General features: G+C 67.3%; 24 protein-coding genes and 1 pseudogene. 10 read left to right on the forward strand and 15 right to left on the reverse strand.

Going from position 1 to position 26872, the window contains the following annotated elements; genetic code table 11:
- Nucleotides 1–107 precede the first annotated feature (107 nt).
- The 5 genes from NF876_RS26360 to NF876_RS26380 form a co-directional block, all read right to left on the reverse strand.
- Nucleotides 108–1109 carry an adenosine kinase gene (locus NF876_RS26360; protein WP_262271333.1) on the reverse strand — a complete coding sequence of 334 codons (1002 nt, stop codon included), beginning with the start codon at nt 1107–1109 and terminating at the stop codon, nt 108–110.
- Between the two features lie 218 nt (nt 1110–1327).
- A complete protein-coding gene (locus NF876_RS26365) occupies nt 1328–1735 on the reverse strand; it encodes a helix-turn-helix domain-containing protein (protein WP_262271334.1) in 408 nt (135 codons plus the stop codon).
- A 4-nt stretch (nt 1736–1739) separates the two neighbouring features.
- Complete coding sequence (locus NF876_RS26370; RefSeq protein WP_262271335.1) at nt 1740–2306, reverse strand: Smr/MutS family protein; 567 nt, start codon at nt 2304–2306, stop codon at nt 1740–1742.
- Nucleotides 2303–3472, reverse strand: a complete 1170-nt coding sequence (gene mltA / locus NF876_RS26375) for a murein transglycosylase A (RefSeq protein WP_262271336.1) — start codon at nt 3470–3472, stop codon at nt 2303–2305. Before mltA ends, NF876_RS26370 begins: the two co-directional genes overlap by 4 nt.
- Nucleotides 3469–4191 (reverse strand): Tim44/TimA family putative adaptor protein, encoded by a 723-nt coding sequence (locus NF876_RS26380; protein WP_262271337.1) that lies wholly within the window; start codon nt 4189–4191, stop codon nt 3469–3471. Before NF876_RS26380 ends, mltA begins: the two co-directional genes overlap by 4 nt.
- 263 nt (nt 4192–4454) lie before the next feature.
- Here NF876_RS26380 and secB point away from each other — a divergent pair, with 263 nt between their 5' ends.
- The gene (gene secB, locus NF876_RS26385; RefSeq protein ID WP_262271338.1) at nt 4455–4934 is read left to right on the forward strand and encodes a protein-export chaperone SecB; all 480 of its coding nucleotides are present in this window, start codon (nt 4455–4457) and stop codon (nt 4932–4934) included.
- A gap of 156 nt (nt 4935–5090) precedes the next feature.
- Here the strand turns inward: secB and dnaQ are convergent, their stop codons facing one another.
- The 5 genes from dnaQ to NF876_RS26410 are packed head-to-tail and all read right to left on the reverse strand — an operon-like array spanning nt 5091 to nt 8748.
- Nucleotides 5091–5816: a DNA polymerase III subunit epsilon gene (gene dnaQ / locus NF876_RS26390; RefSeq protein ID WP_262271339.1), complete on the reverse strand. Its 726-nt coding sequence runs from the start codon at nt 5814–5816 to the stop codon at nt 5091–5093.
- A 7-nt stretch (nt 5817–5823) separates the two neighbouring features.
- Nucleotides 5824–6438, reverse strand: a complete 615-nt coding sequence (gene coaE, locus NF876_RS26395) for a dephospho-CoA kinase (protein WP_262271340.1) — start codon at nt 6436–6438, stop codon at nt 5824–5826.
- Nucleotides 6435–7283: a shikimate dehydrogenase gene (locus NF876_RS26400; protein WP_262271341.1), complete on the reverse strand. Its 849-nt coding sequence runs from the start codon at nt 7281–7283 to the stop codon at nt 6435–6437. Before NF876_RS26400 ends, coaE begins: the two co-directional genes overlap by 4 nt.
- 12 nt (nt 7284–7295) lie before the next feature.
- Nucleotides 7296–7913 (reverse strand): Maf family protein, encoded by a 618-nt coding sequence (locus tag NF876_RS26405; RefSeq protein ID WP_262271342.1) that lies wholly within the window; start codon nt 7911–7913, stop codon nt 7296–7298.
- A 4-nt stretch (nt 7914–7917) separates the two neighbouring features.
- Entirely contained in the window at nt 7918–8748 is an 831-nt protein-coding gene (locus NF876_RS26410; RefSeq protein ID WP_173948731.1) for a pyruvate, water dikinase regulatory protein, read from the reverse strand.
- Nucleotides 8749–9127: 379 nt separating this feature from the next.
- On the opposite strand from NF876_RS26410, the gene hemE reads away from it, so the two are divergent.
- From hemE to rho, 3 genes are all read left to right on the forward strand, one after another.
- Complete coding sequence (hemE, locus tag NF876_RS26415; protein ID WP_262271343.1) at nt 9128–10165, forward strand: uroporphyrinogen decarboxylase; 1038 nt, start codon at nt 9128–9130, stop codon at nt 10163–10165.
- A gap of 1 nt (nt 10166) precedes the next feature.
- A complete protein-coding gene (gene hemJ / locus NF876_RS26420; RefSeq protein WP_262271344.1) occupies nt 10167–10592 on the forward strand; it encodes a protoporphyrinogen oxidase HemJ in 426 nt (141 codons plus the stop codon).
- A 281-nt stretch (nt 10593–10873) separates the two neighbouring features.
- A complete protein-coding gene (gene rho / locus NF876_RS26425) occupies nt 10874–12139 on the forward strand; it encodes a transcription termination factor Rho (RefSeq protein ID WP_173948728.1) in 1266 nt (421 codons plus the stop codon).
- Nucleotides 12140–12329: 190 nt separating this feature from the next.
- On the opposite strand, the gene NF876_RS26430 is transcribed toward rho, so the two are convergent.
- Nucleotides 12330–13244: a DMT family transporter gene (locus NF876_RS26430; RefSeq protein ID WP_262271345.1), complete on the reverse strand. Its 915-nt coding sequence runs from the start codon at nt 13242–13244 to the stop codon at nt 12330–12332.
- Nucleotides 13245–13361: 117 nt separating this feature from the next.
- On the opposite strand from NF876_RS26430, the gene NF876_RS26435 reads away from it, so the two are divergent.
- Complete coding sequence (locus NF876_RS26435; RefSeq protein ID WP_262271346.1) at nt 13362–13871, forward strand: Lrp/AsnC family transcriptional regulator; 510 nt, start codon at nt 13362–13364, stop codon at nt 13869–13871.
- A gap of 287 nt (nt 13872–14158) precedes the next feature.
- Here NF876_RS26435 and NF876_RS43855 read toward each other — a convergent pair.
- Nucleotides 14159–15971 (reverse strand): annotated as a pseudogene (locus tag NF876_RS43855) (thioredoxin domain-containing protein).
- 112 nt (nt 15972–16083) lie between these two features.
- Between NF876_RS43855 and mnmE the strand changes: the two are divergent.
- The 5 genes from mnmE (at nt 16084) to NF876_RS26465 (ending at nt 21956) form a co-directional block, all read left to right on the forward strand.
- On the forward strand, nt 16084–17394 hold the full coding sequence (gene mnmE / locus NF876_RS26445; protein WP_262271347.1) for a tRNA uridine-5-carboxymethylaminomethyl(34) synthesis GTPase MnmE: 1311 nt from the start codon (nt 16084–16086) through the stop codon (nt 17392–17394).
- Nucleotides 17395–17708: 314 nt separating this feature from the next.
- Nucleotides 17709–19592, forward strand: coding sequence for a tRNA uridine-5-carboxymethylaminomethyl(34) synthesis enzyme MnmG (gene mnmG, locus NF876_RS26450; RefSeq protein WP_262271348.1), 1884 nt, complete (start codon nt 17709–17711; stop codon nt 19590–19592).
- Nucleotides 19589–20218, forward strand: a complete 630-nt coding sequence (gene rsmG / locus NF876_RS26455; protein ID WP_262271349.1) for a 16S rRNA (guanine(527)-N(7))-methyltransferase RsmG — start codon at nt 19589–19591, stop codon at nt 20216–20218. Before mnmG ends, rsmG begins: the two co-directional genes overlap by 4 nt.
- Nucleotides 20215–21054 (forward strand): ParA family protein, encoded by an 840-nt coding sequence (locus NF876_RS26460; protein ID WP_262271350.1) that lies wholly within the window; start codon nt 20215–20217, stop codon nt 21052–21054. Before rsmG ends, NF876_RS26460 begins: the two co-directional genes overlap by 4 nt.
- A gap of 17 nt (nt 21055–21071) precedes the next feature.
- Nucleotides 21072–21956 (forward strand): ParB/RepB/Spo0J family partition protein, encoded by an 885-nt coding sequence (locus tag NF876_RS26465; RefSeq protein WP_262271351.1) that lies wholly within the window; start codon nt 21072–21074, stop codon nt 21954–21956.
- Nucleotides 21957–22533: 577 nt separating this feature from the next.
- Here NF876_RS26465 and holA read toward each other — a convergent pair.
- The 3 genes from holA to leuS are packed head-to-tail and all read right to left on the reverse strand — an operon-like array spanning nt 22534 to nt 26700.
- On the reverse strand, nt 22534–23553 hold the full coding sequence (gene holA, locus NF876_RS26470) for a DNA polymerase III subunit delta (RefSeq protein WP_262271352.1): 1020 nt from the start codon (nt 23551–23553) through the stop codon (nt 22534–22536).
- A 5-nt stretch (nt 23554–23558) separates the two neighbouring features.
- The gene (gene lptE, locus NF876_RS26475; protein WP_262271353.1) at nt 23559–24095 is read right to left on the reverse strand and encodes an LPS assembly lipoprotein LptE; all 537 of its coding nucleotides are present in this window, start codon (nt 24093–24095) and stop codon (nt 23559–23561) included.
- Entirely contained in the window at nt 24082–26700 is a 2619-nt protein-coding gene (gene leuS, locus NF876_RS26480; RefSeq protein WP_262271354.1) for a leucine--tRNA ligase, read from the reverse strand. The genes lptE and leuS overlap by 14 nt, the downstream gene beginning before the upstream one ends.
- Nucleotides 26701–26872 lie beyond the last annotated feature (172 nt).

Consider the following 26872-nt stretch of genomic DNA (forward strand, 5'->3'; position numbering starts at 1 on the left):
CCCCCCCGCCTCTCGCCCCCCCCCCCCCCCCCCCCCCCCCCCCGGGAGGGTGGCATGAGGGGAAGCGACAGGGCCGGACGAGGCCAGACGTGACGGGCGGGCGGTTCTTAGGACAGCAGCCCTTCCTGCTCGGCGAGCTCGCGCAGGTTCGCCTGCGGGCGGGCGCCGAGATGGCTGATGATCTCGGCGGCCGCGAGACCGCCGAGCCGGGCGCAGTCGACGAGGTCGAGGTTCTTCACGAGACCGGCCAGAAAACCCGAGGCGAAGAGGTCGCCGGCGCCCGTGGTGTCGACCACGCGCTCCACCGGGAAGGCGGGAACGGCCCGGGTCTCGCCGCGGCTGACGATGAGGGCGCCGTCCTCCGAGCGGGTGATCGCGCCGAGCACGTTCTCCTCGCGCAGGGCGGCGAGCGCGGTATCCGCATCGGACGTGCCGTAGAGGCTCTGCAGCTCGTGGATGTTGGCGAACAGGATGTCGAGGCTGCCGTCGCGCATCAACCCTAGAAACTCGTCGCGGTAGCGGTCGACGCAGAAGGCGTCGGAGAGGGTGAGGGCCACCTTGTTGCCGGCCTCGTGGGCGATCCGGACCGCCTTGCGGAAGGCTTCCTTCGCGGCCGGCGGGTCCCAGAGATAGCCCTCGAGATAGACGATCGACGAGGCCCGCACCGTGTCGGGATTCACGTCGTCGGGCGTGAGGTTCTGGCAGGCGCCGAGATAGGTGTTCATGGTGCGCTCGCCGTCCGGCGTCACCAGGATGAAGCTGCGGGCCGTGGCCGGGCCGTCCTGGGCCGGGGCGACGTCGTAATGGACGTCGATGGCCCTGAGGTCGTGGGCGAAGAGCCGGCCCGTCTCGTCGTTCTTCACCTTGCCGATGAAGCCGGCCTTGACTCCGAAGGAGGCGACGCCCGCCGCCGTGTTGGCCCCGGAACCGCCCGACACGATGACGGCCGGTCCCATCTCGCCGTAGAGCTCCTCGGCCCGGGCCTCGTCGATCAGCTGCATGGCGCCCTTGTGGACCTTCTTCTGGAGGAGGAAGGCTTCGTCCGTGTGGGCGAGCACATCAACGATGGCGTTGCCGAGGGTGAGGACGTCGATGCGGGTCTGGGACATGGGCCACCGGAATTGAGAAAGGACGGGGCGCTTTCGCATCCGGGGCGGGGGAGGTCAAGACGGCGCATCGTTGCGAGAACCCGTTGATGCGCTCCGTGGCGATGCACTGCCTTCCTGCCATGGCCCGGCCTGTGCCGGCCATCCCGATCGTTTGGAGCGGGACGCATCCGGTGACCGTCGTCGCCAGGTTCGTCCCGACGACGCCGTGGCGGATTGGTTCAGCTCCTGTCCTGGACCGCCTGGATCGGCACCGGAACGCGCCGCTCCCGGGTCTGGGCCCGATCGAGGACCGCCAGCATTTCCTCGAGCTCGGACTCCGAGAGGGAGCGGATCTCGCGGGCGAGGCGGTTGGCGAGCAGGGTGGCCCGCGGGTCGCCCCCAGCCGTGTCGATCCTCACCCGGGGGTCGGACAGGTCGGCGAGGCGCGTCAGCTCGTCGGCCTCGTCCCAGATAATGTGGAAATACTGCAGGACTCCCTGGATGAGCGCCCAGGTGGGCTTGCCGCGCTCGCCGCGCTCGAGGGCCGAGAGATAGGCGCTCGACACGCCGAGATGGGCGGCCATGTCCTTCAACATCCGCCCGCGCTCCCGGCGCAGCTGCCGCACCCGTTCGCCGAAGGGGGTCATCCGTCTATCCCGCGCCCCGCCGGCGGCGGAGCCTGACATAGAGTGCACCGGATCCGCCGTGCTGGGGAGAGGCCTCCTCGAAGCCGATCACGAGCGCGCGAAGATCGGGCAGGCGCAGCCAGTGCGGCACCATGCGCCGCAGCACGCCCCGTTCCTCGACGAGACTTGAACCGACGGCAGCGCCCCCTTTGCCGGTGATCACGAGCACGAGGCCATGGCCGGAACCCTGCGCCCGATGGAGAAAGCGCAGAAGGGCGAAATGAGCCTCTTCCTGGCGCATCCCGTGCAGGTCGATGACGCTGTCCACGTCCCTGCGGCCGCGCCGCAGGGCCTGGAGCGTCCGGCGCTCCACCGGGGCGAGCGGCGGCAGGGCCGGCTTCAGGGACGGAAGCGGGGCCAGGACAGGCGCGGGAGCGGCGATCGGCCGGGCAGGGGCCGTGGCGGTCCTGTCCTCCGGCTCGGGCTCGGGCGGCAGGCGCTTGCCCGCCATGGGCTTCACGTGTCGGGCCACATGCGACCAGAGCCGCTTCTCCTCGGGGCTGAGCTGGCGGGTGCGGCTTTTCTTGGTCATGAACGGGGTTTGGGCTGCAGGACCACGAAGCGCACGGGGTGGCGCAGGAGGCCGGCACGGCGCCCCGCCTCCGCGCCGCTGCCGAAGAAGAAGTCGCCCCGCGCCGGGCCGACGATGGCGGAGCCCGTATCCTGGGCGATCATCAGCCGCCGCAGGGGTTCGGTCCTGTCGAGGGCGAGCGGCAGTTCTCCGTCGAGCCAGACGGGCAGGCCATAGGCCCAGAGCGACCGGTCGACCGCGAGGCTGCGGCCGGGCACGAGCGGGGTGCCGGCCCCGCCGATCGGTCCGTCCTCGGGCGCAAGCTCCCTCGCCTCTCGGAAGAAGATGTAGGATTGGTTCTGCCGCATCAGAGCCCCGGCGGGCTCCGGATGGTCCTTCAGCCAACCCATGAGCCTGTCGAGCGTCATGGTTTCCAGGTCCATCTCGCCCCGCTGCACCAGCAGGCGACCAATGGACGTGTAGGGCCGGCCGTTGCGCCCCGCATAGGCGACGCGCATCACGGATCCGTCGGGGAGGCGGATGCGGGCGGAGCCCTGGACATGGATGATGAAGGCCTCGCCCGGCTCGCGCAGATACACGATGGGCCTCGCGTGGGCGCCCAGGGCGCCCGCCTCGATGGCGGCGCGGTCCGGATAGGGCTCGTAGCCGTGCTTCGTGCGCCTCGCGGCCTGGAGGTCCTTCTCGAGACCCGGCAGGGTTTCCCCTTGGGGAATGGTGACGAGATCTGCCGGCCGGTCGAGCAGGGGCACCCGGTAGGTGGCGTCGGGCGTGCGCGAGCCCTCGAATTCCGGCTCGTAGTAGCCGGTGAGGAAGCCGCCGCCGGAACGGGGCGTGACGGCCACGGGCTCGAAATGGGTCTCGAAGAACCGTCGCGCCTCGGCCTGCGACGGCACCGGGTTCCTCAGGGCGGCGCGGCAGACGAACAGCAGGTCGTTCTGCGGCGCCTGGGCCGGGCGCAGGGCATCGGCGCCTGCATCAAGGGCGCGGCAGGAGCGAAGGAAGGTCCGGTAGGCGGCCCCGTGATCGTCCGTGTCCCAGCCGGCCAGCGCCGCGAAGGGCAGGGGCTCCAGGCGCGCCTGGTCCTGCAGCGCCGACGCCGCTCTGGCGGACATAGTCAGCGTCCAGACGAGGGAACAGGCGAGGAGGGCGCGCCCGGCATCGGTCATTGCCCCGCTTCGGTGGCCACGAGCTGCCAGTTGGGGTCGCGGCTGCCCAGCGTGCGGGCGAAGGTCCACACGTCGGTGACGTCGGCCACGGTCTCGGGGCTCCCGTCGACCACGTTGCCCGAGGCATCGCGCGTGGCGGTGATCAGCTTGGACAGGAAGCGGACCACGATCTGGGCCGTCTTGCCCTGAAGCTCGGCTCCGGCCATCTCGGCCTTGTCGATGGACACAAAGGTGGTCTCGACCGTCTCGCCCCGGCGCTCGCGCTCGGTGATGGCCCGCTCGAAGCCCTCGTAGACGTCGCGGGAGAGGAGATCCTTGAGGGTCCGGCGGTCGCCCTGCGCGAAAGCTGTGACGATCATCTCATAGGCGGACTTGGCCCCTTCCAGGAACTGGGCCGCGTCGAAATTCGGCTCGGTGCGGGCAATGCCGTCCAGCGCCTGGGCGGTGATCGAGCCGGGCTCGGCAATGCCCTTCCAGCGCTCGGCGGACGGAACCTCGGCGGCGGGACGGGCTCCGTTGGCGCCGGGCAGGCGCACCACATTGTGATCGGGCTCGGCCGGCGCATTGCCGGGACGAAGGGGCGCATCCCGGCGCGACATCGGGTCGAAGGGGGGCTGCTCGTTGCCGGTCTTCTGCCCCAGGACGGAGCGCAGACGCCAGATCACGAAAACGGCGAGTACAATGAAAATGAGGGTCGTGATGTCGAAGGAATCCTGCATCGTCGATCCGTTATGAGCCTGCCCGCGCCCGGTTGTCGCCGGGCGTTGTGTCGAGGAGGCGAAGGTGTCATCCTTCGCATATGGGGTCTTGAGGTCGTAACATCCACCTCCGGCCCCGACAAGCAAATGAGTCGGCTGAAATCTTGCTTCGTGCAGGAGAAGCTGATAGCGCGAAGACCCATGGCCCGAAGCGAGCCGGCGCTTTGCCCGACGACGTGTTCCGTCCGGGCCCGACAAGACACCCCTTCAGGGAGCATGAACCCATGGCCGAGAACCCGGCAAACAACGGAGCGCCCGCGCTCAACGCCCTTGCGCAGTACTGCAAGGACTTTTCCTTCGAGAATCCCAACGCCCCCCGCTCCCTGCAGCAGCAGTCGGAAGGCCCGCAGATCAACCTGCAGGTCAACGTCAACGCCAAGCAGCTCGCCGAGGCCGATTTCGAGGTCGACCTCACCCTTGAGGGCGATGCCAAGATCGGCGGCAAGGACGTGCTGTTCGCGTTCGAGCTCACCTATTCGGGCGTGTTCCGGATCCAGAACATCCCGCAGGAGCAGCTGCACCCGGTTGTGATGATCGAATGCCCGCGCCTTCTCTTCCCGTTCGCCCGCCAGATGGTGGCCGACGCAGTGCGCAACGGCGGCTTCCCGCCCCTCTATATCGACCCGATCGATTTCGTCGCCCTCTACCGGCAGCGCGCCGCCGAGATGCAGGGCCAACAGAACGGTGGCCAGACGCTGTCGTAGGCAGTCGCGTTCCACCCGTTCGGATCGGGCGAGGCGGGCGACCGCCTCGCCTTTTTCGTGCCGCGGACCACGTCATAGATCGGCCGATTCTTCACCGCCTTCGTCGTGGCCGGCACAAGGCCGGCCATGACGAGGAGGGTCGAGCCCGGTCTGGGATCAGGAGGACGCCTCGGGGGTCGTTTCCCCGAGATACTCGCGCCAGAGGGCGCTGGGCCCGAGCGACTGGATGAAGGCCTCGTGGGCGGCGCGTTCGGCCTCGGTCAGGCGCGAGATCAGGGTGCGCGGACGCGCATCGCGGGCGGCGGCGGTTCCTGGGCGGGCCGCACCGGCCCGGGCGGCGGGCTGCAGGGACAGGTCGAAGCCCACCTGTTTGCCGCCGATCAGCTCGATATAGACCTCGGCCAGGATCTCGGCGTCGAGGAGCGCCCCGTGCTTGGTGCGCCGGGAATTGTCGATCCCGTAGCGGGAACAGAGCGCGTCCAGGTTGTTTGCCGCGCCCGGGTGCTTGCGCCGGGCCATCGAGAGCGTGTCGACCACGTCGGACAGGGTAAATTGCGGGTGACCGGTCCGGGCGAATTCCGCATTGAGGAAGCCGATGTCGAAGGCAGCGTTGTGAATGACCAAGCGGGCATCCCGGACGAACTCCGCGAACTCGTCGGCCACGGCGGCGAAGACCGGCTTGTCCTTGAGGAACTCGTCGGAGAGCCCGTGGACCGCGAAGGCACCGGGCGAGACCGGGCATTCCGGGTTGATGTAGACGTGGTAGCTCTTGCCCGTGGGGATGTGGTTGAGAAGCTCGACGCAGCCGATTTCGATCACCCGGTCGCCGTTCGCATGACTGGTGCCGGTGGTTTCGGTATCGAGAACGATTTCACGCAACATGGCTGGTTCACTCTGACTCGAAAGGACGGTGCCGGCCCGGGCGGCCGGCGAGACAGGCGAGAACCGACCGCACCTGCGCCTCGGCGGAGGCGAAGCCGCGGCTGGTATCGACCAGGAAATGGGCCCGCGCCCGCTTGTCCCCGTCCTTCATCTGCCGGTCCAGGATGGCACGAAATTTCTCATCCGTCATGCCGGGCCGGGCGAGCACGCGGGCGCGCTGAACCGACGCAGGCGCCGTGACCACGAGAACGGCGTCGCAGCGCGTCTCGCCGCCGGTCTCGAACAGGAGCGGAATGTCCAGCACGGCGAGCGGCGACCGGGCCGGGAGCCGCCCGAGGAAGGCCTCCTCCTCGTCCCGCACCAGCGGATGCACGATGGCCTCGAGCCGACTCATGCGCTCGGGACTGTCGAGGACGGCCGCGCCGAGCCTTGCCCGGTCGACCACGCCGTCGGTCACGGTGCCGGGAAAGGCCCGGTCGATCAGCGGCACGGCGCGGCCGCGGTAGAGCCTGTGCACGGCGGCGTCCGCGTCGTGAACCGGCACGCCGAGCCGGCGGAAGAGATCGGCCGTGGCCGATTTCCCCATCCCGATGGAGCCGGTGAGGCCGAGCACGAAGGTCATCGCTGGCCCTCGATGTCGGCGAGGATCAGGGTCCGCAGCTCCGGCGTCACCTCGGGGGTCACGCCGAACCAGCGCCGGAAGCCGGGCACGGCCTGGTGCAGGAGCATGCCGAGTCCGTCGACCGTTCTCAGACCCCGGGCGGAAGCGGCCGCGAGGAGCGGGGTCGCGAGCGGAACATAGACGATGTCGGCCACGGCGGCGTCGCGCGGCGCCGCGGCGAGATCGAGGGCGAGCGGCGGCTGGCCGGCCATGCCCAGCGACGTGGTGTTGACGATGAGCCGGGCATGGGGGATCACCCGCGGCAGCGCTTCCCAGGCCGCGGTCTCAAGCCCGACCGGGCTCCCGGGCCTGAGGGCGCCCACCAGGTCCTCGGCCTTGGACGGGGTGCGGTTCGCCACGAAGATGCGCTTCAAGGGCCTCTCCTGGAGGCCGGCCACCACGGCCCGCGCGGCTCCGCCGGCCCCGAGCACGAGAGCGGTTTCCACATCCTGTTCCCAGCCTGTCCCCAGGCTCGCGTCGAGATGGGCCATGAAGCCGGTGACGTCCGTGTTGTCGCCCCAGAGCACCCCGTCGCCGATCCAGACGGTGTTCACGGCGCCCACGCGTTGCGCCTGCGCGGTGCGGCGCTCGACGCTCAGAAAAGCCATCTCCTTATGCGGGATGGTGACGTTGCCGCCGGCAAAGCCCCGGGACGGAAAGTCCTTCAGGAAATCCCCGAAACTCACAGGCGCCACGTCGATGCGCTCGTAGGAGCCCTCGAGCCCGTACCGCTTCAGCCAATAGCCATGGATCAGGGGCGAGCGGGAATGCTTGATCGGATGGCCGACGACGAAAGCCTTCGTCATGAAACAGGATCCTTAAAGGGCGAGGCAGCCGAGGCGGCGCAGGGCGGCGAGAAGCGGCAGGAGAGGGAGCCCCAGGATGGTCGAATGGTCCCCCTCGACCGCCTCGAAGAGATGAACCCCGAATCCTTCGAGCTGGTAAACCCCGACGCTCTTGAGCACGTCCGGCCCGGCGAGGTCGAGATAGAGGTCGATGGCGTTCGCGGTCAGGGGCCGCATGGTCAGATGGGCGCTGTCGAAAAGGCGCTCGACGACCTGGCCGCCGATCGCGAGGACGCCCGCGGAATGGAGCGCATGCCGTCGCCCGGACAGCTCCGTCAGTTGGGCTTGGGCAGCCGGGCGATCCGCCGGCTTGTGGAACACCCGGCCCTCGCAGGCGAGCACCTGGTCGGCTCCGACCACCACCCGGTCCGGATGGCGGCGGCTGACGGCGAGCGCCTTTTCCTCAGCGAGACGGATGGCGAGCGCCGGAGGATCGAGTTCCTCATGGGCGGCCGCCGCCTCGACGGCCCGCTCGTCGATGGCGGAATCCTGAGTTTCGACCGTCAGGCCTGCGCTCACGAGCAGGGCGAGCCGCGTCGCACTCATGGAGGCGAGGAGGAGCTTGTCGGCTGGGGTCCAGAGCGCCGGCATGGGCTTATTCCGCAATGAAGCGCAGACGATGGTCGCGGTAGAGATCGATGATCGCCGCCGCCGTCTCCTCGATGGAGCGCCGGGTCACGTCGATGACCGGCCAGCCGTTGCGGGCGAAAAGCCGCCGCGACGCCGCGAGTTCCTCGGCGACCGCGTCCCGGTCCACATAGGACGTGTCGTCATCGGCGTTGAGGCTGAGGAGCCGGTTCTGCCGGATCTGCACGATGCGCTCCGGCGTCGCCACGAGCCCGACGATCAGGGCCTTCCGGGCCGTCTCCAGGACGGCCGGCGGCGGCACGCCGGGCACAAGGGGAATGTTCGCTGTCTTCAGGCCGCGATTGGCCAGATAGATGGCGGTCGGCGTCTTCGAGGTGCGGCTCACGCCGACCAGGATCACGTCCGCCTCGTCGAGATCGTGCGGCAGATGCCCGTCGTCGTGGAGCAACGTGAAGTTCATGGCGTCGATGCGCTTGAAATATTCCGCGTTCAGCATGTGCTGCGCGCCGGGGCGGGCCGTCGAGTGGGTGCCGAGATAGGAGGAGAGCAGGGCATGGACGGGCTCGAGGACGGAGAGATGCGGCGAGCCCGTGGCACGGCAGACCTCCTCGAGCCGATGGGCGAGATCCTGCTCGACCAGGGTGTAGAGCACGATGCCGGGCGCGGTCTCGATCTCGCTGATCACCCGCTCGAGCTGGGTGTTCGAGCGCACGAGCGGATAGACATGCTCGATGGCGGCCACGCCCTCGTATTGCGCGACCACCGCGCGGGCCACCGTGATGAGGGTTTCGCCGGTCGAGTCCGAGACGAGATGAAGATGGAAATAGCTGCGTCCCACGGCGGAGTCCCTCCAGGAACAGGAGTCGATCAGTGTGGATAAAACGCCCCGGTGCGCAGGTCCAGCCAGGAGGCCTGTGGGATTCAGGCGAAGCCATCAACAGGGCTCGTCATTCCGCGACTCATCCGGCGTCGAATTGGGAGAATCCGGCACGAATCACCCCCAAGTTTTCGATTCAGGTTTGGTTAAGCTTCGTTAACGGGCTGTTAAGGTTTAACAAATCGGAAAGGATTGTGGCCGGCCCGCCCCATCCGTTAATGACCCGTTAACGGCCGAGCCCGTGTGGACCGTCTGTGGACGGGGTTGCGGCTTTGCGATTCACGGCCCAAGAGAAACATCAGATTCTTAGATTCAAAGATTATCTTTTAAGAGAGGGCCTGTGAGCGAGCGTCCCACCAAAGCGATCCTGCGCGTGCTGAACGGCGAGCCGGTCTGGCCTCTGCCGATCTGGATCATGCGCCAGGCCGGTCGCTATCTGCCGGAATACAGGCAGACCCGAAGCGAGGCCGGCTCCTTCCTCGATCTCTGCTACACGCCCAGGCTGGCCGAGGAGGTGACGCTTCAGCCGATCCGCCGCTTCGGCTTCGACGCCTCGATCCTCTTCTCCGACATCCTGGTCATCCCCCATGCCCTGGGCCAGGACGTGCGCTTCGTCGAGAACGAGGGACCCAAGCTCGATCCGGTCACCTCGCAGGCGGATTTCTCCAGGCTCGCCGACGAATTGCCCCTGGAGCGGCTGGACCCGGTCTTCGAGACCCTGGACCGCCTCAGCAAGAGCCTTCCCCGGGAGACGACCCTTCTCGGCTTCTGCGGAGCGCCCTGGACGGTGGCGAGCTACATGATCGCCGGCAAGGGCACCCCCGACCAGGCGCCGGCCCGGCTCACGGCCTATCGCGATCCGGCTTTCATGGATGCCCTGATCGACCGTCTGGTCCGCGCCTCCACGGCCTATCTCGTCCGCCAGATCGATGCGGGCGCGGAAGCGGTCCAGATCTTCGAGAGCTTCGGCTCCGCCCTGCCGCCCGCCCTGTTCGACCGGCTGTCCCTGAACCCGATCCGCCGGATGGTGGAGGGCCTGAAAAGCGCGCGACCGCACGCGAAGGCGATCGTCTTCGTCCGGGGGGGCGGGGCCAACCTTCATCGCTTCGCGGCTGCCGGCATCGGCGACGCGCTGGCGCTCGACTGGACGCTCGATCCGGCCCTGCTCCTGCCGACCCTGCCGGACAGGGTTGCGACTCAGGGCAATCTCGATCCCCTGGCGCTGATCGCCGGCGGCGAGGCCCTGACCCGGGGGGTCGACCACATCCTGAGCGCGGTGCGCGGGCGCCCGCACATCTTCAATCTCGGGCACGGCATCCTGCCGGAGACCCCGATCGACCACGTGGCGCAGATGATCGCCCGCGTGCGGGGGGCCTGACATGCTGTATCTGTGGATCAAGGCGGCCCACGTGATCGCCATCATCGCCTGGATGGCCGGCATGCTCTATCTGCCGCGCCTGTTCGTCTATCACTGCGACGCGCCCAAGGGCTCGATCCAGTCCGAGACCTTCAAGATCATGGAGCGGCGCCTGCTCAAGGCGATCATCAACCCGGCCATGGGCCTCGCCTGGATCCTCGGCCTGATCCTCGTCTGGCAGGGCGGCTGGATCACGTCCGGCTGGCTGCACGCGAAGGTGCTCCTGGTGCTCGTCCTGTCCGGCGTGCACGGGTTCCTGTCGCGCACCGTGAAGGATTTCGCCGCCGACCGGAACACCCGTCCGGCGAAATTCTACCGGATGATCAACGAGGTGCCGACGGTGCTCATGATCGGCATCGTGATCCTGGTGATCGTGAAGCCGTTCTGACGTCGAGTCGGGCTCCGCCTCGTCATGGCCGGGGATGACGCGGAAGGCAGATCGTCCCCTCCCGGACGGCGCTCGCACGGCCGTGTTGTCAAACCCTCTTGAGACTTGAGCGGAAAGAGGCTAAATAAGAGGTCTCTTCCTCAAAGACAGGTGCGCTGCACGGGGCCCTCAGGGCTCTCTCAAGTCACTCCCGTGAACTGAGCGGCCCTGTCGAACGTTTCCCCGATCTCCCCCGCGTACAGCCCCATCTGACCGCGACTTTACCCCGAGAGTGTTCCCCGATGAGGGAAATCAAACTTCAAGACCTGAAATCCAAGACGCCCACCGAACTCATCGCCTTCGCCGAGGAGCTCGAGGTCGAGAACGCGAGCACCATGCGCAAGCAGGAGCTCATGTTCGCCATCCTCAAGCAGCTGGCGGCGCGCGAGGTGGAGATCATCGGCGCGGGCGTCGTCGAGGTGCTCCAAGACGGCTTCGGCTTCCTGCGCTCGGCCGATTCGAATTACCTCCCCGGCCCCGACGACATCTATGTCTCGCCCTCGCAGATCCGGAAGTTCGGACTGCGCACCGGCGACACGGTCGACGGGCCGATCCGCGGCCCGAAGGAGGGCGAGCGCTATTTTGCGCTGCTCAAGGTCAATACCATCAATTTCGAGGATCCGGAGAAGATCCGGCACAAGGTTCATTTCGACAACCTGACGCCGCTCTTCCCGCATGAGCGCTTCAATCTCGAGATCGCCGATCCGACCCGCAAGGATTTCTCGCCGCGCATCATCGACATCGTGTCGCCCATCGGCAAGGGCCAGCGCGCGCTCATCGTGGCGCCGCCGCGCACCGGCAAGACGGTGCTGATGCAGAACGTGGCCCAGTCGATCACCACCAACCATCCCGAGTGCTACCTCATCGTGCTGCTCATCGACGAGCGCCCGGAGGAGGTGACCGACATGCAACGCTCCGTGAAGGGCGAGGTCGTGGCCTCCACCTTCGACGAGCCGGCGACCCGCCACGTGCAGGTGGCCGAGATGGTGATCGAGAAGGCCAAGCGTCTGGTGGAGCACGGCCGCGACGTGGTCATCCTGCTCGACTCGATCACCCGCCTGGGCCGCGCCTACAACACCGTGGTGCCGTCCTCCGGCAAGGTGCTCACCGGCGGTGTCGACGCCAACGCCCTGCAGCGCCCGAAGCGCTTCTTCGGCGCGGCGCGCAACATCGAGGAGGGCGGTTCGCTCACCATCATCGCGACCGCGCTGATCGACACCGGTTCGCGCATGGACGAGGTGATCTTCGAAGAGTTCAAGGGTACCGGCAACTCTGAAATCATTCTGGACCGCAAGGTGGCCGACAAGCGCACCTTCCCGGCCATCGACATCACGCGCTCGGGTACCCGCAAGGAGGAACTGCTGGTGCCGAGCGACACGCTCAAGAAGATGTACGTGCTGCGGCGCATCCTCAACCCGATGGGCACGGTCGACGCCATCGAGTTCCTGCTCGACAAGCTGCGCCAGACCAAGTCGAACCAGGAATTCTTCGACTCGATGAATACCTGAGGCGAATCACCCGCTTCCGATCGTCAGCCCCATCCTCTCGGCCGAGAGGGTGGGGTTTTTTATGGCCCGGTTTGCACTTGCTCTCAGAACACTCCCATTATTGCAGAGATCAAAAGCGAGCCTGCGTAGGCCAGCCGGTTCGAGAAGAAAAGGAACATCGCCGCTCCCATGCACCGTGACGGCGTTCGCCTCACCCGGTCCGGGCAGGACCGAAGACGCCGCTTGCCAGGACAACGCCGAACGTCACCAGAATTATCCCGCTGAGAGCGGACCTGTCCGGGATCTCCCCCAGGATCGGAACCGCCAGCAGGGCCGCGAGCACGATCGACAGGGGCGAGACGGCGGCCGCCCGCGAGGCGCCGAGCCGGTCGACGGCGACGCCGTAGAGAACGATCCCGGCAACGCCCGAGGCAAAGCCCTGCACGACCGCCTGCGCCACCACGGGTCCGGCCCGGCCGTCACCGAGCGCCTGGACCGGGGCCGGAGCCCCGAAGGGCAGGAGGATGAGAAACGACCACAGGCCGATGAGCGATGCCGCCTGGAGGGCCGACAGGCCGCTGCGGCGATAGGCATGGGTGTAGATCCCCCACAGGCCGGCGCCGGCGAGGAGCAGGATGTGACCGCGCCAGGTGCCGTTGCCGGCCAGCAGCACGCCATGGCCGGCGATGCAAAGGGCGCCGACCAGGATGAGGACGAAACCCGCGACGCGGGTTCGGCCGGGCCGCTCGCCGAACACGAGCCAGCCGATCAGGGCCACGAAGAGCGGCATGGTGCCGGGCAGGAGCGGACCGATTTCCGCCGCCGGGGCATATCGCATGCCGAGCGCCACGATCAGAAAGAACGGAGCGCCGGAGCCGAGGAGCCCGAGGCCTTTGACGACGCCGAGGCCTTTCGGGAGCAGGCCAATGCGCGCGCTGATCGGGAGGAGCAGGAGGGCGGGAACCCCGAACCGCAGGAGTCCGATTGCGGCCGGCGGCAGGTCGTGGGTGACCGCGTGGCGGGTGGCGACCGCCCAGACGGCCCAGATCGTCACTGTGGCGAAGGCAGCGAGCCACCCGATCAGGTGACGATGGGTTCGAGGCGGGAAGCCGGCGAAGTCGGACATGGGAACCTCCAGTGTCCGAAGCATAAGCTGTCAGAGCGGGGCATGTCCTTGCGAAGTTCGGCTTGCTGATTGTGCCTTCTTGGCAGAAGATTGCGTGAAATCGGGTTTGTCGCCGCCATGCCTTTTATCGAGCTCGACGCCATCGATCTGCGAATCCTGAACGCCCTTCAGTCCGACGGTCGGCTGACCAACCAGGAACTGGCCGATCAGGTCGGACTCTCACCCTCGCCCTGCCTGCGCCGGGTGCGGCGGCTGGAGCGCGACGGCTTCATCCGCACCTATCGGGCCGTGCTCGATCGGGATTCGGTCGGTCTCGGGCTCACGGTCTTCGTCGAGATCAAGGTCGAGAAGCATTCCCGCGACAATGCTCAGGCGCTTCAGCAGGCCCTGGCCTCGATTCCGGAAGTCGTGGCCTGCCACATGGTGTCCGGCACGGCCGACTTCATGGTCGAGATCGTGGTGACCAACCTCAAGGCCTATGAAAGGCTTCTGACCGACAAGCTCCTGGTCCTGCCGATGATCGGCGACATCCGGTCGAACTTCGCCCTGACCCGAGTGAAATCCGACGCGGCCCTGCCGCTGACCCATCTGAAACGGGACAAGCCCGAGCGGGAGCCGGATTGCTGAGGGTGGACGCCTCCGGGCGGGATGGGCGCATGAACGGGGCAAGCCGTCCCCGCCACGTCATGGCCGGGCTTGTCCCGGCCAGCCCGATGCGATGAAGCTCGGCGTTTCAGACAATTGGGATCACCGGCACAGGGCCGGTGATGACGTGGGAGAGGATGGCCCGCTCGGACCCACGCTGCCATGGCCAAGCCTGTTCCCGCCATTCCGATCGGAGAAGCGCCGGCCTCTCAGAAGCGGGAACACCGCGACAAGCGCGGCCACGACGGGGGGAGGGGGAGGCCGCCCGACTATGCTCTGCCCGTCACACCGCGGCTCCGCTCCGGGGCCAGCATCTCCGCCACGGTGGCCCTCAGCCCGTCCGCATCCGCGACCGGAAGCGAGCAGCGCATTCCCGCGCAGACGAGGGCTCGGGCGCCGGGCCCCGAGGCGGCCAGCGCCCGGGCGGGATGGTGCTCGTCCAGGACCTCGTCCGCGCGCAGCCGGCGGACGGTGCGGTCGGGGTAGGGCACCTTGAGCGCTGCATCGAACAGGGCGTCGGCGTCAGGACCCGTCACGAGGATGCTCAGGCCCCTCAGGTGCAGGTCGAGGGCGTTGAGGATCGATGCATGACCGAGGGGCACCGAACCGGCCATGCCGACGATCCGGTCCAGCACGCCGGACGCCCGCTCCAGGTCGTCGGGCGTCTCCGTGATCTGCGCCAGCCGGACCATGGCCTCGGCGAAAACCCCGTTGGCATTGGGTACGGCATCGTCATGGGTGGGTTGGGGACGGACGACGAGAGGATCCGCCCCCCGGGCCGTCATGGCGAGGCTGCCGGTTGCCGCGACCATGTAGTCGGCGAACAGCCCATCGCGCCAGGTTTCCACATCCCGGAGATAGGCGGGCTCGCCGGTGGCCTCGTAAAGCGCGAGCGCGGCCCGCATCATGGCGGCCTGGTCGAGGGCGAAGCCCGGGAAGACCAACGCGCCGCCACGCCAGGAATGGCCGAGCCGTCCGTCGCGGCTCATCGCATGGCGGATGAACCGATAGGCCCGCGCCGCGAGGCCGATCCAGTCCGGCCGGTCGAGCAGGGGCGCGGCGTGCGCGAGGGCCGCGATCATCAGCCCGTTCCAGTCCGCCAGCACCTTGTCGTCGAGGCCCGGCCGCAACCGCCCGGTGCGGCGCTCCAGGAGCTTCGCCCGCATGAGGGCCAGCCGCTCCTCCACGGTCGGCCCAAGTGACGATGCCGGCGGCGGCATCCTGGAAGACGGCCCGGCCGGTCTCGGCGAAGGCCAGGGCGTAGAGTTCCAGGAGTTGCGCATTGTCGTAGAGCATCTTCTCGAAATGCGGCACGAGCCAGCGCTCGTCGACGGAGTAGCGGGCGAAGCCGCCGCCGATATGGTCGTGAATCCCGCCGAGGGCCATCCGCTCCAGGGTCAGGAGGAAGCCTCTCTTCGCCTCGTCATCCCCGGTGCGGCCGGCATAGCGGGCGAGGAACTCGAGAATCGGCGGGTTGGGAAACTGCGGCGCGCCCTGCAGACCGCCGTTCTCCGTGTCGATCGGCCCGGTGAGCCGTGAGCCCAAGCGGTCGAGATCGGCGACGCCGAGGGTTCCGCCGCTCCGCTCGACCCGTGCGAGGTGTTGTTTGATCGCGTCCCGATTCTTGAGGATGCGCTCGGGTTCCGAATGATACAGGCGGCTCACCTCCCGCAGCACGGCCACGAAACCCGGCCGCCCGAAGCGCGGCTCCTTGGGGAAATAGGTGCCACCCCAGAACGGCTCGCCGTCGGGCGTCAGGAACATGGTGAGAGGCCAGCCGCCGGGTTCCCCGAGCAGGTGGAGGGCGCTCATAGAGACATGGTCCACGTCCGGGCGCTCCTCGCGGTCGACCTTGATGTTGACGAAGTGCTCGTTCATGACCGCGGCCACGCCCGGGTCCTCGAAGCTCTCGTGGGCCATCACATGGCACCAGTGGCAGGCGGCGTAGCCGATGGAGATCAGGATCGGCCGGTCGCGACGGCGGGCCTCGGCCAGAGCGTCGGGCCCCCATTCCCACCAATGGACAGGATTGTCTCTGTGCTGCAGAAGATAGGGGGAACTGGCCTTCGTCAGGCGGTTCATGGGTCCTGCTCCCGAGTCAGGCCCGACGGGCCGGGACGGATCCCGGCCGCCGCTCGCGGTCTTAAGACGTCATCAACCATAACGCCTCTTCGGTCTCACAGGGTTCACCCTCATGCGTTCGGACAACACCATCTTCGCCATCGCCTCGGGCCACGGCCGCGCTGCCGTCTGCCTGATCCGGATCAGCGGGCCGGAGAGCGGCACGGTCCTTGAGCGGATGGCGGGAGGGCTGCCGGCGCCGCGCCGTGCCGTGGTGCGGATTCTGCAGGATCCGGCAGGTGGCGAACCCCTCGATCAGGCCCTGGTCCTGTGGATGCCGGGGCCTGGGAGCTTCACCGGCGAGGACCAGGTGGAGCTCCATATTCATGGCGGCCTGGCGACCCGGGCCGCGGTGCTCCGGGCCCTCGGGTCCCTGGACCGTTGCCGCCCCGCCGAGGCCGGCGAGTTCACCCGCCGGGCCTTCCTCAATGGGCGGATGGACCTGGCTCAGGTCGAAGGGCTGGCGGACATCATCGACGCCGAGACCGAGGCCCAGCGGCGGCAGGCCATGCGCCAGCTTGGGGGTCACCTCGGGAATGCGGCGGAGAGCTGGCGCGAGACTGTCCTGCAGGTCCTCGCCCTCCTCGAAGCGAACCTGGATTTTTCCGATGAGGGCGACGTCCCCGAGGATCTCGAAGCGGACATTCTCCGGATGATCGACCGGGTGCAGGACGAGATCGGCCAGGCGGTGGCCGATCGGGGCGGCGAGCGTCTGCGCGAGGGCCTGACCGTCGTTTTGGCAGGTCCGCCGAATGCCGGAAAGTCGACCCTGCTCAATGCCCTGGCGCGCCGGGATGTGGCGATCGTGTCGCCGATTGCCGGCACCACGCGCGATCTGATCGAGGTTCACTGCGATCTCGCCGGTCTCCCGGTGGTCATCGTCGACACGGCGGGCCTGAGAGAGAGCCGCGATCTCATCGAGCAGGAGGGCGTCAGCCGCGCCCGTGCACGGGCTCAGGATGCGGATCTCGTGCTCTGGCTCGTGCCGCCGGGCGACCGGCCTGATGAACCGCCCCGGGCCCGGCGCCTGCTGCGGGTGGGCACGAAGGCCGATCTGCCCGGGGCCCGGACGGACTGCGACCTGATGGTCGCGGCGGCGACCGGCGAGGGCCTGCCCGCGTTGATCACGCGGCTCGAGCAGGAGGCCGGCGCCCTGATGGGGCAGGGCGATGCACTCGTTACGCGGGAGCGCCACCGCAGGGCCCTCGGCCGGGCTCATGACGCGCTCGCACGTGCGCGTGCCCTTCTGACCGAGGCCGGCCCGCTTGAGCTCGCCGCCGAGGAGGTGCGCCTCGCCGCTAGATCGATTGGCGAGATCACCGGCCGGGTCGACGTGGAGGACATGCTCGATCGCCTGTTCTCGAGCTTCTGCATCGGCAAGTGATCGTCTGTAGCCACGCACGCCGATAAGCCGGAGCCCGGGCCCGTTTTCCAGGTTCACGAATCAGTGGAACAATGCTGAATCGGCAGGGCACAACCTGTGGACCGGACGTGCAGAGCCGGGGCCGCGTCCAAGATGTTTCACGTGAAACATTTTGCCCTTTTGACCTTCGCCGCGCGGCGGCTTAGAGCCAGATGCATCCGAATAGATGGCAATGCGACGCTCCCCGCCCCGGTCGAGCGTCCGGCAGGAATGGTGGCAGCGGGGCGGACCTCGGGCTCTCGTCCGGGGGCTGCCTTACCGCATGGAGATTGGGAATGGGTGATCAGTACGATGTGATCGTCGTCGGCGGCGGCCACGCGGGAGCCGAAGCGGCCGCAGCCTCCGCCCGGATGGGCGCCCGGACGGCCCTGGTCACGCACAAGCTCACGACGATCGGCGCCATGTCGTGCAACCCGGCCATCGGAGGCCTGGGCAAGGGGCATCTCGTGCGCGAGATCGATGCCCTGGATGGGATCATGGGCCGCATCGCCGACCGGGCCGGCATCCAGTTTCGCCTGCTCAACCGTCGCAAGGGTCCTGCCGTGCGCGGGCCACGGACCCAGGCCGACCGCAAAATTTACGCCCGTGCCATGCAGTCTGAGCTCCGCCAGACGGACAATCTTTCGATCGTGGAGGGTGAAGCCGACGATCTTGTCGTCGAGGCGGGCCGTGTCACCGGTTTGCGGCTCACGGACGGGAGGGTGCTCGCCGCTGGGGCGGTCGTCATCACTACCGGCACCTTCCTGTCGGGCCTCATCCATATCGGCGAGAGGAAGATCCCGGCCGGCCGCATGGGAGAGCGTCCTTCGCTGGGGCTGCCGAAGACCCTTGCGCGGCTCGGTTTCAGCCTCGGGCGCCTCAAGACCGGCACCCCGCCCCGTCTCGACGGCCGCACGATCGATTGGTCCGGCGTCGACAAGCAGGCGGCCGATGACGAGCCGGTACCCTTTTCCCTGCTGACCACCCGGATCGCCAATCCGCAGATCGAATGCGGCATCACCCGCACGACAGAACAGGTTCACCGCCTGATCCGGGACAACCTGCACCGTTCAGCCATGTATTCGGGCGAGATCCAGGGCAGGGGACCGCGCTATTGCCCGTCGATCGAAGACAAGGTGGTCCGCTTCGGCGACCGGGACGGTCACCAGATCTTCCTGGAACCGGAGGGTCTGGACGACAGCACCGTCTATCCCAACGGGATTTCCACGTCCCTGCCGGAGGAGGTGCAGCTCGCCTTCCTGAAGCATATCCCGGGTCTGGAGAAGGTCCGGATGCTCCAGCCCGCCTATGCGATCGAGTATGATTACGTCGATCCGCGCAACCTCACGGCTACGCTCGAGACCAAGGCGGTGACTGGCCTGTTTCTCGCCGGCCAAATCAACGGCACGACCGGCTATGAGGAGGCGGCCGCCCAGGGGCTGGTGGCCGGCCTGAACGCCGCGCGTCGCGCTGGAGGCCAGGATGGCATTGTGTTCGACCGGGCCGAGTCGTATCTCGGGGTTCTGATCGATGATTTGATCACCCGCGGGGTGAGCGAGCCCTACCGCATGTTCACGTCGCGCTCCGAGTACCGCCTGAGCCTGCGCATTGATAATGTGGACGAGCGCTTGACCGGCAAAGGGCTGGAGATCGGCTGCGTCGGCCGCGAGCGCGCGGCCCAGTTCCGGCGATCTCAGGACGAGATCGGCGCGACGCGCCGACATCTGCACGCGCTCACCGTCACTCCCAGCGAGGCTTCGCGCCAGGGCCTCGACCTGAACCAGGACGGCATCCGCCGGTCCGCGTACCAGCTGCTGTCCTATCCGAACATCGCCTGGGCCGACCTGGAGCGGGTTTGGCCCGAGCTGAAAGGCGTCGGTCCGACGGTGCGCGAGCGGCTGCAGACGGACGCCACTTATGCGGTCTATCTCGATCGCCAGCAGGCGGATATCGCGTCTTATCGGCGGGACGAGGGGGTTGTGCTCGAGGAGAGCATCGACTTCCAGGGACTTCCCGGGCTGTCGAACGAGATCAAGGCCAAGCTCGATCTGGTCCGTCCCAAGACACTCGGCCAAGCCGCCCGGATCGAGGGCATTACCCCGGCCGCGTTGACCCTGCTGGCCGCCCATGCGCGCAGAAGTTCGGGGCGAGTCCCGGGTAAGGCCGAGGTGCTGTCATGAAGCACCTCGGTGGGGTGACCGCTTCCGATCTGAATGTTTCACGTGAAACATTCGAGAAGCTCGAGCTGCTCGAACGGGAGCTCCGGCGCTGGCAGGCCATCAAGAACCTGGTCGGGCCCGCCACACTGAACCAGATCTGGGAGCGCCATATCGTCGATTCGTTGCAGCTCCTCGACCTCGCTCCGGAGGCCAAGACATGGCTTGACCTGGGGTCCGGCGCCGGGTTTCCCGGTCTCGTGCTCGCCATCGCGGGAGCGGAGAGAGGGCTCAGCGTCCATCTCGTCGAGAGCAACTCGCGCAAATGCGCGTTCCTCCGACATATTGTCCGGCTGACCAATGCGACAGCGACCGTGCGCGAGGCACGGCTCGAAACCGTGATGCCGGACTTCGTGGGGCGGGCCGACGTGGTCTCCGCCCGGGCCCTGGCAGCGCTCGACCAGCTGCTGGACTGGACCGCACCTTTGTTGAAATCGGGGACAATCGGCCTCTTTCCCAAGGGGCGCGATGTCGAGTCCGAATTGACCGAGGCCCGGAAAAAGTGGACATTCGGGGCAGAGATCCTGCCGAGCCTGACCGATTCCGAAGCCAGGATTCTGCGCATAACCTCCATCGAGAGCCATTCATGATGACCGACCGCAACGGACCCGAAGCAGGCGCGCGTGGCGTGGAGCCGCGCGTTCTCGTGCTCGCCAACCAGAAGGGGGGCGTCGGCAAAACCACGACGGCGATCAACCTCGGCACCGCGCTCGCGGCCATCGGCGAGAAGGTGCTGATCATCGACCTGGACCCGCAGGGCAACGCTTCGACGGGCCTGGGCATCGACCGCAAGAGCCGCCAGATTTCGACCTATCACGTACTTGCGGGTGAATCGTCGCTGGCCGAGGCCATCACCGAGACGGTCGTGCCCGGATTGTCCGTAGCGCCCTCGACCCTCGACCTTCTCGGTGTCGAGCTGGAGATCGCCCATGAGCGGAATCGTTCGCACCGTCTCCGGTCGGCCATTACCAGCCTTTCGGCCTTCGAGGTAAGCGAACCTTTTACCTATATTTTGATCGATTGCCCGCCATCGCTCAATCTTCTGACCATCAATGCCTTGGTGGCTGCTGACGCGGTTCTCGTCCCCCTCCAATGCGAATTTTTTGCTCTGGAAGGTCTCAGCCAGTTGCTCAAGACGGTCGAACAGGTCCGGTCGGCGCTCAACCCGGATCTCTCCATCCATGGAGTCGTCCTGACCATGTTCGACCCGCGCAATAACCTGTCGGGACAGGTTGTGGCCGATGTGCGCGAGTTCATGGGGTCCAAGGTCTACGAGACCATGATCCCCCGCAATGTCCGTGTGTCGGAAGCGCCGTCGCACGGCAAGCCGGTGCTGCTCTACGATCTGAAATGCGCCGGCTCGCAGGCCTATCTCCGCTTGGCCTCGGAAGTCATTCAGCGTGAACGCGCCCTGCGCGCGGCTTGAACTATTTGAGAGAGACAATGGCAGAAGAAGGTAAGTCGCGCCTGGGCCGGGGACTGGCCGCCCTGATCGGCGAAGTCGGGGACGAGATGGGCAATGTCGAGCGCAAGGGCTTCGTCCCGCGCCACGTGCCGGTGGAACTCCTGCGCCCGAACCCGCGCAATCCGCGCAAAGTGTTCGACGACGATGACCTGCAGGAGCTGACCCAATCGATCAAGGACCGCGGCATCATCCAGCCCATCGTCGTGCGCACGATCCCGAACCACAGAGAGGAGTACGAAATCGTCGCCGGGGAGCGCCGTTGGCGCGCGGCGCAGAAGGCCGGCCTGCACAAGGTGCCGGTGGTCGTGGTGACGATCGACGACAAGACCTCCCTCGAATATGCGATCCTGGAGAACGTCCAGCGCGCTGACCTCAACCCTATCGAGGAATCGGAAGGCTATTCCCGGCTCATGGTCGAGTTCTCCTACACGCAGGAGAACCTGTCGAAGATCATCGGCAAGAGCCGCAGCCACATCGCCAACATGCTGCGTCTCGCCGATCTGCCCGTCGGCGTGCGCAAGCTCCTGATGGAGCGCAAGCTCACCGCCGGCCACGGCCGCGCGCTCCTGTCCGTGAAGGATCCGGTGCAGGTGGCCAAGCGGGTTCTCGACGAGGGCCTGAGCGTGCGCCAGGTCGAGGAGATCGCCCAGAACGACAACGCCGATCCGGAGAAGGCGGAGGTCAAGGCGGCCAAGGCCGCCAAGGGCGAGAAGGATCCGGACACCCGCGCCCTTGAAAAGGCCCTGCAGGACGTGCTCGGCCTTACGGTCAGCATCGACCACAAAGGCAAGGGCGGCGAATTGCGAATCAAGTACAAGACCCTGGATCAGCTCGACGGGTTGTGCCGGAGGCTCAATCCCTAAAGCATTGGACGTGTCATCGAACTCACGCCCGATGGTTTAAGCTTTTGTTTGGGAGCATCGGACGCAAATCCGGTTCCCACTTTTCACGTCCGATGCTCTAAAGCATCGGATCCAAAAGTGGACTTGCACTTTTGGGATCCGTCCGATGCTCTAAGAGGCTCAATCCCCGAGGACCTCCTGTCGACAGCAATTGCCTCATCGTCATCACCGGCCCTGTGCCGGTGATCCCGATGCGGTGAGGCGTTGCGCTTCAAACAATCGGGATCACCGGGACAGGCCCAGCCATGACGTTGGGAAGGTGTTGACACCGCCTCATGCCACCCTCTCCACGTCATCACCGGGCTCGTCCCGGTGATCCCGCTTCCGAGAGGCGTTGCGCCCTTCCGATCGGGATGGCCGGGACAAGCCCGGCCATGACGTGTGGAGGGTGTTGCCACCGGCCCCCACAACCTTCTCCTCGTCATCACCGGCCCTGTGCCGGTGATCCCGATGCCGTGAGGCGCAACGCTTCCCGGACCGGGAGGGCCGGCACGAGACCGGCCATGACCGAAGGCGGCGTCCTCTGACGGGAAAGCTGCTACCGCCGCGCTGCCCGGGCGATGTCGAGCAGGGTCTTCGCCGCGATCGTATCGTCGAGATCGGCCAGGCGGCGGGTCTGAAGGAGGCTGGCCTGCAGGAGGGCGATCGCGCTCCGGAGAGTGCCGCTCGTCCAGCGCTGCAGATGACGCTCCACGAGGGGTTTGCGCCGGAAATGCAGGCTGCGCAGGGTCTCCATCACGGCCGGGATCGGCCGACCCTCCTCTACGGAAAGGCGCGCGGTCAGCAGCATCAGGGCATGACGGAGCGCTGCGCCCAGCAGCACGGAGGCATTCACCCCCTCGGCGGCCAGGCGCCGCGAGCCCGTCTCGAGACCCGCGCCTTCGCCCGCGAAGGCGGCGTCGATCACCGCGTCCATGGCGAGGCTGGACACGTCGCTCATGATCGCATCCACGTCGGCGAGCGTGATCTCGCTCTGACCATGGGCGTAGAGCATCAGCTTGGCGAGTTCGCCCCGGGTGGCGAGCCGGTCGCCGCCGAGGCTTGCGATCAGGGCGGTCCTGGCCTCGCGCTGAATCGAGAAGCCGTTCGCCTTCAAGGTCTCGTCGACCACGGTGCCGAGGTCGCGGCCCGTATCCGCATAACAGGGCAGCGCCAGCGCCTTCTGCGAACGCTCGCAGAGGGTCCGCAGGGGAGATGATTTCTGGAGGTCGCCGCCCTCGATGACGATCACCGTGTCCTGCAGCTCTCCCTTGAGGACCGTATCGACGGCCGGGGCGATATTGCGCGAGGTGGATTTCACCCAGATGGCGCGCTTGGACCCGAACAGCCCCATGGTGCCGGCCTCGTCCGCGAGACGGGCCGGGTCGGCCGCGATGTCGGCGCCGTCGATGCGAATGAGCTGGAACGGGTCGGAGGGATCCTCCACGGCACGCTCGGCCACCGAGCGGGCGCGCTCGTTGATCAGGCCCGTGTCGGGCCCATAGAACAGGAATACGCCGATACGGGCGTCGGGGCGCCGCAGCGCCCCATCCACGTCACCGGCTTTGACGGCGACCATCGGCGTCAGCTGGCCGTGGCCAGCGCCGCCGACAGCCGGGTTCTCACCTGCTGCGCCAGGTCCCTGGCGAGCCTGATCTCCGCATCCCGTCCCGCCCGGATGTTGGCGAAGCGCTGCGGGAAGCGGTCGAAGCTCGTCGTGGAGGTCGCCGTGCCCTGCGTGACCACGGTCTTTCCGTCGAGGCTCGTCAGGGTATAGGTCAGGGTGCCGCCCACGATGACCGAACTCGCCGTGCCGGTCTCGGTGTCGACCACCGGACTCGACCGGCTTTCCTGCAACGCCAGCTTCAGGCTGTAGCGCTTGGGGGTGTCCGATCCCGAGCCGTTGAGCAGGTAGACCAGCTCGCTGCGCAGGTAATGTCCCGAATTCGCGAGCGCCGGCGGCCACTTCACCTCCGGCACGTCGATGGAGGCCAGCACCGTCTGGAGCGACTCGCCCGAGGCCGTCGGGCCGTAGAGCGGCCGGAAGCAGGCGGACAGGCCGAGAGACAGGCCTGCCACGAGAACGACGGGGGCGAGACCTTTCAGGTTAAACGACGACATTCACGATCCTTTGGGGAACCACGATGAACTTGCGGGCGGGCTTCCCTTCCATAGCCTTTTGCACGCCATCGAGCGAGAGCACAGCCGCCTCGATGGTAGCCTGATCGGCATCGCGGGCAACCGTCACGTCGGCGCGTTTCTTGCCGTTGACCTGCACCGGCAAGGTGACCGTGTCCTCGACCAGCAGGGACCGGTCGACCGCCGGCCAGGCCGTGTCGGACACGAGGCCGGGCTGGCCCAAGGACTCCCAGCACTCCTCGGCCAGGTGCGGCATCATCGGGGCGAGCAGCTGCACGAAGATGCGCCCGGCCTCGGTGAAGGCCCGGCCCAGGCCGGGCTCGTCGCTGGTCTTGGCCCGGTTCGCCAAGTCCTGCAGGGCGTTGGCGAGCTCGTAGAGATGGGCCACGCAGCGGTTGAAGCGCAGGCGCTCCACGTCGTCCTCGACGGCCGCCAGCGCCTTGTGCGCCGCCTTGCGGACCGCCAGCGCGATCGGACCGTCGCCGGACGCGCCGTCGCCGCCGATGCGCTCGGCGATGTCGCCCACGAGGCGCCAGACGCGCTGCACGAACCGGCCGGCGCCCTGCACGCCCTCCTCGGTCCAGATCACGTCGCGCTCCGGCGGCGAGTCGGAGAGCATGAACCACCGCGCCGTGTCGGCCCCATAAGACGCGATGATCTCGTCCGGATCGACCGTGTTCTTCTTGGACTTCGACATCTTCTCGATCGAGCCGATCTCGATCGGCGCGCCGGTCTCCACATGGAAGGCCTTGCGGGTTGCGCCTTGCACCTCGAAGCGCACGTCGGCGGGCAGCACCCAGCCGCCGCTCTGATCCTTGTAGGTCTCGTGCACCACCATGCCCTGCGTGAACAGGCCGGCGAAGGGCTCGTCGAGGCCCGCATGGCCGGTCTTCCTCATCGCCCGGGTGAAGAAGCGCGAATAGAGCAGGTGCAGGATCGCATGCTCGATGCCGCCGATATACTGGTCGACCGGAAGCCAGCGGTCCACGGTCGCCCGGTCCGTCGGCTTGTCGACGAGGGTCGGGTCGGTGAAGCGCGCGAAGTACCAGGACGAATCCACGAAGGTATCCATGGTGTCCGTCTCGCGCCGGGCCTTGCCGCCGCATTGCGGGCAATCCACGTGCTTCCAGGTCGGATGGCGGTCGAGCGGGTTGCCCGGCACGTCGAAGGACACGTCCTCCGGCAGCACCACGGGCAGCTGGTCCTTCGGCACCGGCACGACGCCGCAGGCCTCGCAATGGATGACCGGGATCGGGCAGCCCCAGTAGCGCTGGCGCGAGATGCCCCAGTCGCGCAGGCGGAAGTTCACCTTGCGCTCGGCCACCGCGTGATTGCCGCGGGTCTCGGCCTCCAGACGCCGGGCGACCTCCTCCTTCGCCTCCTCGATGGTCATGCCGTCGAGGAAGCGGGAATTGATCATCCGGCCGTCGCCGTCATAGGCCACGTCGGTCACGACGAAGCTCGCCGGATCCACGTCGGGCGGGCAAACCACGGGGGTGTTGCCCAGGCCGTACTTGTTGACGAAGTCCAGGTCGCGCTGGTCGTGCGCCGGGCAGCCGAAGATGGCGCCGGTGCCGTATTCCATCAGGATGAAGTTCGCCACGTAGACCGGCAGGGTCCAGTTCGGGTCGAACGGATGCAGGGCACGGATCCCCGTGTCGAAGCCCAGTTTCTCCGCCTTGTCGATAGCCTCCTGGGCCGTGCCCATGCGCTTGGCCTCTTCGATGAAGGCGGCCAGTTCCGGGTTCTTCGCGGCCGCGGCCTTGGCCAGCGGATGATCGGGCGCGACGGCCATGAACTTGGCGCCGAACAGGGTGTCGGGCCGCGTCGTATAGATCTGCAGCTCGGTCTCGCCGTTCGGCACGGTCTCAGGAGCCAGGGCGAAGCGGACCAGCAGCCCTTCCGAGCGGCCGATCCAGTTGCGCTGCATCAGGCGCACCTTCTCGGGCCAGCGGTCCAGGGTGTCGAGGCGGTCGTCGAGATCCTGCGCGAAATCGGTGATCTTCAGGAACCACTGGGTCAGCTCGCGCTGCTCGACCAGGGCGCCGGAGCGCCAGCCGCGCCCGTCGATCACCTGCTCGTTGGCCAGAACCGTATGGTCGACCGGGTCCCAGTTCACCTTGGCGGTCTTGCGGTCGACGAGGCCCGCCTCCAGGAAGTCCAGGAACATGCGCTGCTGGTGCTTGTAGTAGCTCGGATCGCAGGTCGCGATCTCGCGGCTCCAGTCGATGGCCAGGCCCATGCTCTGCAGCTGGGCGCGCATGGTGGCGATGTTGGCATAGGTCCATTCCTTCGGGTGGACCTTGTTCTGCATCGCGGCGTTCTCGGCCGGCATGCCGAAGGCGTCCCAGCCCATGGGATGGAGCACGTTGAAGCCGCGGGCGCGCTTGTAGCGCGCCACCACGTCGCCCATGGTGTAGTTGCGCACGTGGCCCATGTGGATGCGTCCCGACGGATAGGGGAACATCTCGAGCACGTAGTATTTCGGACGCGGGTCGTCGTTGTTCGTCCGGAACAGGTCGCGGTCGTTCCAGACCTTCCGCCATTTCAGCTCGGCTTCCTTGGCGTTGTAGCGCTCGGGCCTCATGTCTCGTCAATCATCCGTCATTTCGAGCAGGAAGGGCTTCCTGCTCTCTTGTTCCCATCATCGCATGATCGTATCGGTGGGCCGGCATCCCCGTCACCGGATCATGCTTCAACGATTCAAGCGGCTTGCGCCGCCACGTTGCGGCGGACTAGGACACAGCTCTCCCGCGCGG

The sequence above is a fragment of the Microvirga yunnanensis genome (assembly GCF_025460875.1).

Bases quoted from the DNA above. Each gene is read 5' to 3' on its own strand.
- NF876_RS26435 (WP_262271346.1), top strand. From the start codon at position 13,362: ATGCCTTTTATCGAGCTCGACGCCATCGATCTGCGAATCCTGAACGCC.
- rsmG (WP_262271349.1), top strand. From the start codon at position 19,589: ATGAAGCACCTCGGTGGGGTGACCGCTTCCGATCTGAATGTTTCACGT.
- NF876_RS26360 (WP_262271333.1), bottom strand. From the start codon at position 1,109: ATGTCCCAGACCCGCATCGACGTCCTCACCCTCGGCAACGCCATCGTT.
- leuS (WP_262271354.1), bottom strand. From the start codon at position 26,700: ATGAGGCCCGAGCGCTACAACGCCAAGGAAGCCGAGCTGAAATGGCGG.
- lptE (WP_262271353.1), bottom strand. From the start codon at position 24,095: ATGTCGTCGTTTAACCTGAAAGGTCTCGCCCCCGTCGTTCTCGTGGCA.
- NF876_RS26460 (WP_262271350.1), top strand. From the start codon at position 20,215: ATGATGACCGACCGCAACGGACCCGAAGCAGGCGCGCGTGGCGTGGAG.
- mnmG (WP_262271348.1), top strand. From the start codon at position 17,709: ATGGGTGATCAGTACGATGTGATCGTCGTCGGCGGCGGCCACGCGGGA.
- mltA (WP_262271336.1), bottom strand. From the start codon at position 3,472: ATGACCGATGCCGGGCGCGCCCTCCTCGCCTGTTCCCTCGTCTGGACG.
- NF876_RS26430 (WP_262271345.1), bottom strand. From the start codon at position 13,244: ATGTCCGACTTCGCCGGCTTCCCGCCTCGAACCCATCGTCACCTGATC.
- dnaQ (WP_262271339.1), bottom strand. From the start codon at position 5,816: ATGTTGCGTGAAATCGTTCTCGATACCGAAACCACCGGCACCAGTCAT.
- NF876_RS26405 (WP_262271342.1), bottom strand. From the start codon at position 7,913: ATGCCGGCGCTCTGGACCCCAGCCGACAAGCTCCTCCTCGCCTCCATG.
- NF876_RS26380 (WP_262271337.1), bottom strand. From the start codon at position 4,191: ATGCAGGATTCCTTCGACATCACGACCCTCATTTTCATTGTACTCGCC.
- NF876_RS26400 (WP_262271341.1), bottom strand. From the start codon at position 7,283: ATGACGAAGGCTTTCGTCGTCGGCCATCCGATCAAGCATTCCCGCTCG.
- coaE (WP_262271340.1), bottom strand. From the start codon at position 6,438: ATGACCTTCGTGCTCGGCCTCACCGGCTCCATCGGGATGGGGAAATCG.
- rho (WP_173948728.1), top strand. From the start codon at position 10,874: ATGAGGGAAATCAAACTTCAAGACCTGAAATCCAAGACGCCCACCGAA.
- NF876_RS26365 (WP_262271334.1), bottom strand. From the start codon at position 1,735: ATGACCCCCTTCGGCGAACGGGTGCGGCAGCTGCGCCGGGAGCGCGGG.
- hemJ (WP_262271344.1), top strand. From the start codon at position 10,167: ATGCTGTATCTGTGGATCAAGGCGGCCCACGTGATCGCCATCATCGCC.
- NF876_RS26465 (WP_262271351.1), top strand. From the start codon at position 21,072: ATGGCAGAAGAAGGTAAGTCGCGCCTGGGCCGGGGACTGGCCGCCCTG.
- mnmE (WP_262271347.1), top strand. From the start codon at position 16,084: ATGCGTTCGGACAACACCATCTTCGCCATCGCCTCGGGCCACGGCCGC.
- secB (WP_262271338.1), top strand. From the start codon at position 4,455: ATGGCCGAGAACCCGGCAAACAACGGAGCGCCCGCGCTCAACGCCCTT.
- NF876_RS26370 (WP_262271335.1), bottom strand. From the start codon at position 2,306: ATGACCAAGAAAAGCCGCACCCGCCAGCTCAGCCCCGAGGAGAAGCGG.
- holA (WP_262271352.1), bottom strand. From the start codon at position 23,553: ATGGTCGCCGTCAAAGCCGGTGACGTGGATGGGGCGCTGCGGCGCCCC.